This window comes from Eubacterium sp. MSJ-13 (assembly GCF_018918235.1).
Taxonomy (GTDB): domain Bacteria; phylum Bacillota; class Clostridia; order Lachnospirales; family Lachnospiraceae; genus Butyribacter.
In genome coordinates, this window is sequence record NZ_JAHLQE010000085.1 from 1 (window position 1) to 5,618 (window position 5,618).

Here is a 5,618-nt window from a genome sequence, read left to right on the forward strand (position 1 = left end):
CAGCTAATAGTGTTATGAGCAAGTAGCAAAGCGGATTGCGAATATCCGCTTGACTTCTTCCACTTTGCATGAATGCTCTTTTGTTTCCTTGTCATAACTTATCCCCACAGCAAGAATACGCCCTGTATATTTTGATTTTTCGGAAATTTGACAGTTGAAAAATTAAATATAATTGCATGACAACTATTTAATATGTCTTAAACCACCTTTTTTCTGACCATTTTCCATAAGCTGTTTTATTTCCTGACTTTATATATGCACGAACCTGTACATAATATTTTTTCTTTCTTGAAAGTTTTTTAATCGTGATCGTATTTTTTTCAGATGATTTTATGCTCTTGACCACTGCCCCCTTCATAGAACTCTTTTTACAATATCTTATCTGATATCCTGACGCGTTCCATACTGAAGACCATACTGGTTTTATACATCCTTTTCCTACGCTTGAACTATAAGTATATATATATCCCTGAGATAATGTCAATTTATCTGCATAGTCTCCTTAAATAAATTTAATAAAATAATTCTATCAAACTTAAGACTATTTAACAAGTTCTCCTATTTAACTCTCTGCAAGCATTTTCGCAAGTATCTCGATCAGCTTCTCAATATCAACAGGCTTTCCTATATGCGCATTCATACCACTGTCGATTGCCTTCTTTTTATCTTCCTCAAAGGCATTTGCAGTCATAGCTATTATTGGAATTTCAGAACGTTTACCATCCAATGCTCTTATCTTTTTTGCAGCCTCATAACCATTCATATTTGGCATCTGGATATCCATAAGTATCGCATCGAAATATCCCTCCGGCATTTTCTCAAGCCTTTCTACACAGATTTTTCCATCCTCTGCACATTCAGCTAAAATGCCATTTTCCTGTAATACGGTCATTGCTATTTCTGCATTAAGCTCATTATCCTCAGCAATAAGAATCCTTTTTCCTTTAATATTGTAAATACTCTGCTCTGTAACCTGTTTATTCTGTTCTTCGCCATGTTCCTTAGTTGCGATAGGAAAAGTCAGTGTAACCACCATTTTCGTTCCAACATCCACCTTACTTTCAACATCTATCGTTCCACCCATAAGCTCAACTAATGATTTTACAATGGGAAGTCCAAGCCCTGTACCCGCAATTTTAATCTCGGTACTCGTATGTTCCCTTGAAAATTCTTCAAAAATATGAGGAAGATATTCCTTACTCATTCCTATACCTGTATCCTCAACTATACTTACATATGTAGCATACCCTTCTCTGTCACAGGGAATCTCCGTAAAATTCACTGAAATACTTCCACCGGATTTAGTGTATTTTATCGCATTACTTATTATATTTAGATAAATCTCTTTTACCTTTGTCACATCACAGACAATATATTTATGCTCAATATCCTGAGTACATTTATAATTAAGGTTTTTATTTTTAATATCAGATTCAAATACAGCATTAAGCGAGTCTATCAATGTCTCCGAACATGTTACTTCAGATTTCAATGACACTTTACCACTTTCTATCCTTGCCATCTCAAGAACATAATTTATAAGAGAAAGCAAAAATGAACTTGATTTTTTAATTTTTGAAACATAATCTGCGGCAAGTTCCCTGTCATCAAGATGTTTTTCAAGAAGTTCCGAAAAGCCTACGATTGCATTCATAGGTGTTCTTATATCATGGCTCATATTAAACAAAAATCTTGTCTTTGTTTCGTTCGCCATCTCAGCTTCTTTTGCCGCTTTCTTAATATTTTCTGCATAAACAGCCTCTTTATAACGTCTCACAAAATACTGCCAAAAAGCATTGCACACCACTATAAGAATCCCCACATCAATAAAAAAGCCTATAACAAGCTGTGACACAGATATCCATCAAGACTTAGGTGCTATTTCAAAATACCATGTATCATTCGGAACTTTGCACACTACTTCAAGCGGATGTATGATATGCTTACAATTTCCCTGGGCAATCGTAACTTCCGTTCCCTCTGAGAGGTTCTTCTTCCAGATCTGATAATCATATCCTATATCTTCAAGGTTGTTCAAATTTATCTCATGAATAAATTTTTCCCAGTCAATAACAAGAATCACAAAGCCCCAAAATTTTTTATGACCATTTTCATATATGTATACAGGATCGAATAAAAGTGCTCCGATGCCACCCTGTTTTAACTCATACGGACCTGCAATCGTATATTGACCACTTTTCTTTGCAATCTTTGCTTCCTTTTTTCTTTTGGGATTAGTAAGCATATCCAAACCCATAGCCGGCTCATTTCCCTTTAACGGATAAATATTACCGACAACTCCATCCTTTGCAAGCTCGATTGCCTCTATAACATCTTTATCCTCATGCAAAAGCTCTGCAATCTCATTAAATTTCTTATCGTCAAGATTATTAGCTTTTTCAATAATCTTCTTGATAAAATCTGCCCTCTCCAGATATTTATCAAGCCGTGACTCTATTCTGCTTACCGTAGTCCTTGCAGTATATTTTACCTTCATCTGCTCCGATTTTTTCTGATTACTTGCCAGATAATGGCTGCATGCAAGTATTATCAAAAGCGTAATGATAAAGACACCGAATAATCGTATTTTCATCTTTTTTTTAATCAAACTGTCATCCATAGATAAACCTCATAATATATTTACATCAATAGTAAATCCTTTTCTATATTTGCAAAACAAATCGGTAATATTATATTTTTACCCCATATTATATTATAACAGTTCTCACAAAAATGATAAATACAATTATCGGTCGATTTTAAACTTTTATCTCTCTCTAAACATCTGCACAATCAGCAGGATAAATGAGATTACCCACAAAATAACAGCCTGCTCAGGATTAATCTGTCCATCAGCAAAGTTATCATATTCAAAAATTTCCGGTCCATTTTCTATATGCACCTCATAACTTTCATGTTTTGCTATTCTCTTTCTCCACGCATATTTTCTTTTCTTATTTTTCCATAGATTTATGGCCGTCGAGATTGCCCACGCTTTTACATTTTCCGATATATCAAGTTTTTTGTAATGTTCAACAAGTCTTAACATAGTGTCCTGATAAAGCTCCCTCGCAAGTTCATCATCATTTGTAGTTATCTTACAGAACTTCATCAGTGTTTCGCCATATTTAAAAATAAATTGTTCAAGTTCTTCTTTTCTCATCTCTGCTGTTTTTCTCTTTTCTTACAATGCTTTATCAGTGCTTCTATATATTATATTGTAATAAGTCATTGGAAAGTTTAATTTACCGCAAAAAAATACACACCTTAAAATATTTTTAGTGTGTATTTTTTGCATATTCTGTTTCAAAATCTATCGTCACAAATATCCTCTAAATGTTGCTCGCAGTATTTTTGAACCATCTCTATAAACTCTTCTGCAACCAAAATCTGTTCATTTACCTCTTCTATGGATGCTATATAAAAATCATCATAGTCACTTGCATGGCGTATTTCTTCCATCCCCGCTATCTTTCTTCCTATATCACGAGGAAAGATTTTTGTCTTAACATACTCTTTGTTAAAATTTGCTATTGCATCTTTATGCCGCTTATATGCATTCCCATTTAACGCATGAACTGCATTAATTGCATGAAATACTGCATAATATGCTCTATTATTGGCTCCCTTATATAAACCTGCATCCCTAAGTAATACCGCAGACTTCAAATCTTCTTTTGCAGTTTCTATTCTGTATAAAATCAAATCCTTTTTTGTCCCTATCTCGTCAGGCTGCACTGTATAAGGTCACTCCCTCCTGATCAACATTCTTATAAAATGGATATGATGAAATCCACTTTCTATAATGTTCCTCACTCTTTGCAATTGGTTTTATATCTACATCATAATCCATATTAAAATCAAAAGTCATATCTGACAGCTCATGTCTGTACTTTTTTATATCTGTATCTGGCATATCAAGAAGAATCATAATATCCACATCTGAATCTGAATTAAAATCCCCTCTTGCGTAAGAGCCATAAAGAATAACCTGTCGCAAATGATTTCCATATATATTTCTTATATCTGACACATACATCTCTATCAGATTCTTAATTGCTTCTGACATAAAAATCTCACTCCTATCCTCCCAATATCCCCTTACTTTTCTACACAATATTTTGCACATGATAATTTTGTGTAATAATACTATTATAATTATAACTTCATATCTGTTCCTACGCAACAAAAAACTTTTTTCTCTACTTTAACCATCAAAAAATAACATCTAATGTTTCAATATATGCCGCCAATTCTTCCGCCATTTCATATGCCTCTGGTATTCTTAAATGTCCCGGTGTTCCATGACCGTTTCTCTTAAACACATAATTTGTTATTTTTTCATCATCCATATTTTTTACCACCTGTGCTATCGCATCATCCCATGCCCCATCATGGTTAAGCAGTGTCGTACAGCATATTATATTTGCATACTTATATACACCCCTTAATTTTGTTAAAAATTTCATATAATGCTCTCGCCATTTTCTAGACTTTGGCTGACAGTAATCTTCTTTCATATAGTCTGTAGGATGACAATCATTCTGCCCTACGGCAACGATAACGACCTGCGGTATGTACTTATCAAAATCCCACTTGGTCATATCACTAAGTCTAGTGTTATAGTGAACTTTATCCCACACTGTCTCCATTCCTATCTGCTCCGGTTCATGATACCAGCCCTCACCGTCCATAAGTGCGATACCTCCCTGAGCGATGTCATGTATCTGTGCTCCAAGTTTTCTAGCCAAAATCCAGCCATAAGAATAATAACTGTTTGAATAACCGCCTTCATGTTCTGGATCTTCTTTTGCGACAAAATCAACCGCTTCCGATACTTCACCAGCCGATACCGAATCACCATACACTTCTATCCTTCTTTCCGGCTTCTTTGGAAGTTCAAGAAGTTCCTCACCGTCTCCTATCTCATAACCGAGGATTGTTATCTCATGACATGAATCCTGCCTCTTAAAAAATAATACCTGATGTACTCCTGTCTCATTTTCAGGCACTTGTACTTCAATCGTAGTTTCTCCCTCTTTTTTTATATAGAAGCATGACTGCACATTGTCAAGGATACAGCCAAGATAATTCTGCCAGTACTCATTTTTATTTCTCACATGAATTTTTAAAATTTTTCCTGTAAATTTAAACTCTGACGATGTGCATGGGAATACCCATACCGGCTCCTTTGACACGCTCCAGTCTATACGCCCTGTGTATCTTATCTTTTCATTATCTGAACTTATCCACATTTTTTCATCCTCCTCATGTTTATATCTCAAAAAGTATTGCCTTAGTTAATAAATCATAATTTTAATTTATTTTATTTGAATTTAAACTTAATTTAATTATAGTCATTTATTTTTATTAGTCAATATTTTTTAATTATATTTATTGCAAAGCGAATATTCGCAATCCGATATGCTTTAATAATCACCACATAAATCCAAAAAGAAGATCTCACAATCTGCGAAATCTTCTTTCCATATCATTTATTGTCATCCAAAAATATTTCCAACATTTTTATCATTTAAATTTCACACGCCGCACTTCTTAATAATGTCAAGCGGATATTCGCAATCCGCTTTGCTACTTGCTCATAACACTATTAGCTG

At 34.2% G+C, this 5,618-nt stretch carries 7 protein-coding genes; all 7 read right to left on the minus strand.

The features are described from left to right. Positions 1-187: 187 nt before the first annotated feature. Positions 188-484 (minus strand): fibronectin type III domain-containing protein, encoded by a 297-nt coding sequence (locus tag KQI69_RS05185; RefSeq protein WP_216564283.1) that lies wholly within the window; start codon positions 482-484, stop codon positions 188-190. 78 nt (positions 485-562) lie between these two features. Then, on the minus strand, positions 563-1,777 hold the full coding sequence (locus tag KQI69_RS05190; protein ID WP_216564284.1) for an ATP-binding protein: 1,215 nt from the start codon (positions 1,775-1,777) through the stop codon (positions 563-565). Positions 1,778-1,864: 87 nt separating this feature from the next. Next, positions 1,865-2,620: a CHASE domain-containing protein gene (locus KQI69_RS05195; RefSeq protein ID WP_216564285.1), complete on the minus strand. Its 756-nt coding sequence runs from the start codon at positions 2,618-2,620 to the stop codon at positions 1,865-1,867. Between the two features lie 147 nt (positions 2,621-2,767). Next, positions 2,768-3,163, minus strand: a complete 396-nt coding sequence (locus tag KQI69_RS05200) for a sigma-70 family RNA polymerase sigma factor (protein ID WP_216564286.1) — start codon at positions 3,161-3,163, stop codon at positions 2,768-2,770. A 143-nt stretch (positions 3,164-3,306) separates the two neighbouring features. Further along, positions 3,307-3,738 (minus strand): HEPN domain-containing protein, encoded by a 432-nt coding sequence (locus tag KQI69_RS05205; protein WP_216564287.1) that lies wholly within the window; start codon positions 3,736-3,738, stop codon positions 3,307-3,309. Continuing rightward, on the minus strand, positions 3,728-4,069 hold the full coding sequence (locus KQI69_RS05210; protein WP_216564288.1) for a nucleotidyltransferase family protein: 342 nt from the start codon (positions 4,067-4,069) through the stop codon (positions 3,728-3,730). The genes KQI69_RS05205 and KQI69_RS05210 overlap by 11 nt, the downstream gene beginning before the upstream one ends. Positions 4,070-4,214: 145 nt before the next feature. Next, positions 4,215-5,255, minus strand: coding sequence for an electron transporter RnfD (locus KQI69_RS05215; protein WP_216564289.1), 1,041 nt, complete (start codon positions 5,253-5,255; stop codon positions 4,215-4,217). Positions 5,256-5,618 lie beyond the last annotated feature (363 nt).

Excerpts from the sequence above, each read along its gene's own strand:
- KQI69_RS05195 (WP_216564285.1), bottom strand. The coding sequence starts at position 2,620 with ATGGATGACAGTTTGATTAAAAAAAAGATGAAAATACGATTATTCGGT.
- KQI69_RS05210 (WP_216564288.1), bottom strand. The coding sequence starts at position 4,069 with ATGTCAGAAGCAATTAAGAATCTGATAGAGATGTATGTGTCAGATATA.
- KQI69_RS05215 (WP_216564289.1), bottom strand. The coding sequence starts at position 5,255 with ATGTGGATAAGTTCAGATAATGAAAAGATAAGATACACAGGGCGTATA.
- KQI69_RS05200 (WP_216564286.1), bottom strand. The coding sequence starts at position 3,163 with ATGAGAAAAGAAGAACTTGAACAATTTATTTTTAAATATGGCGAAACA.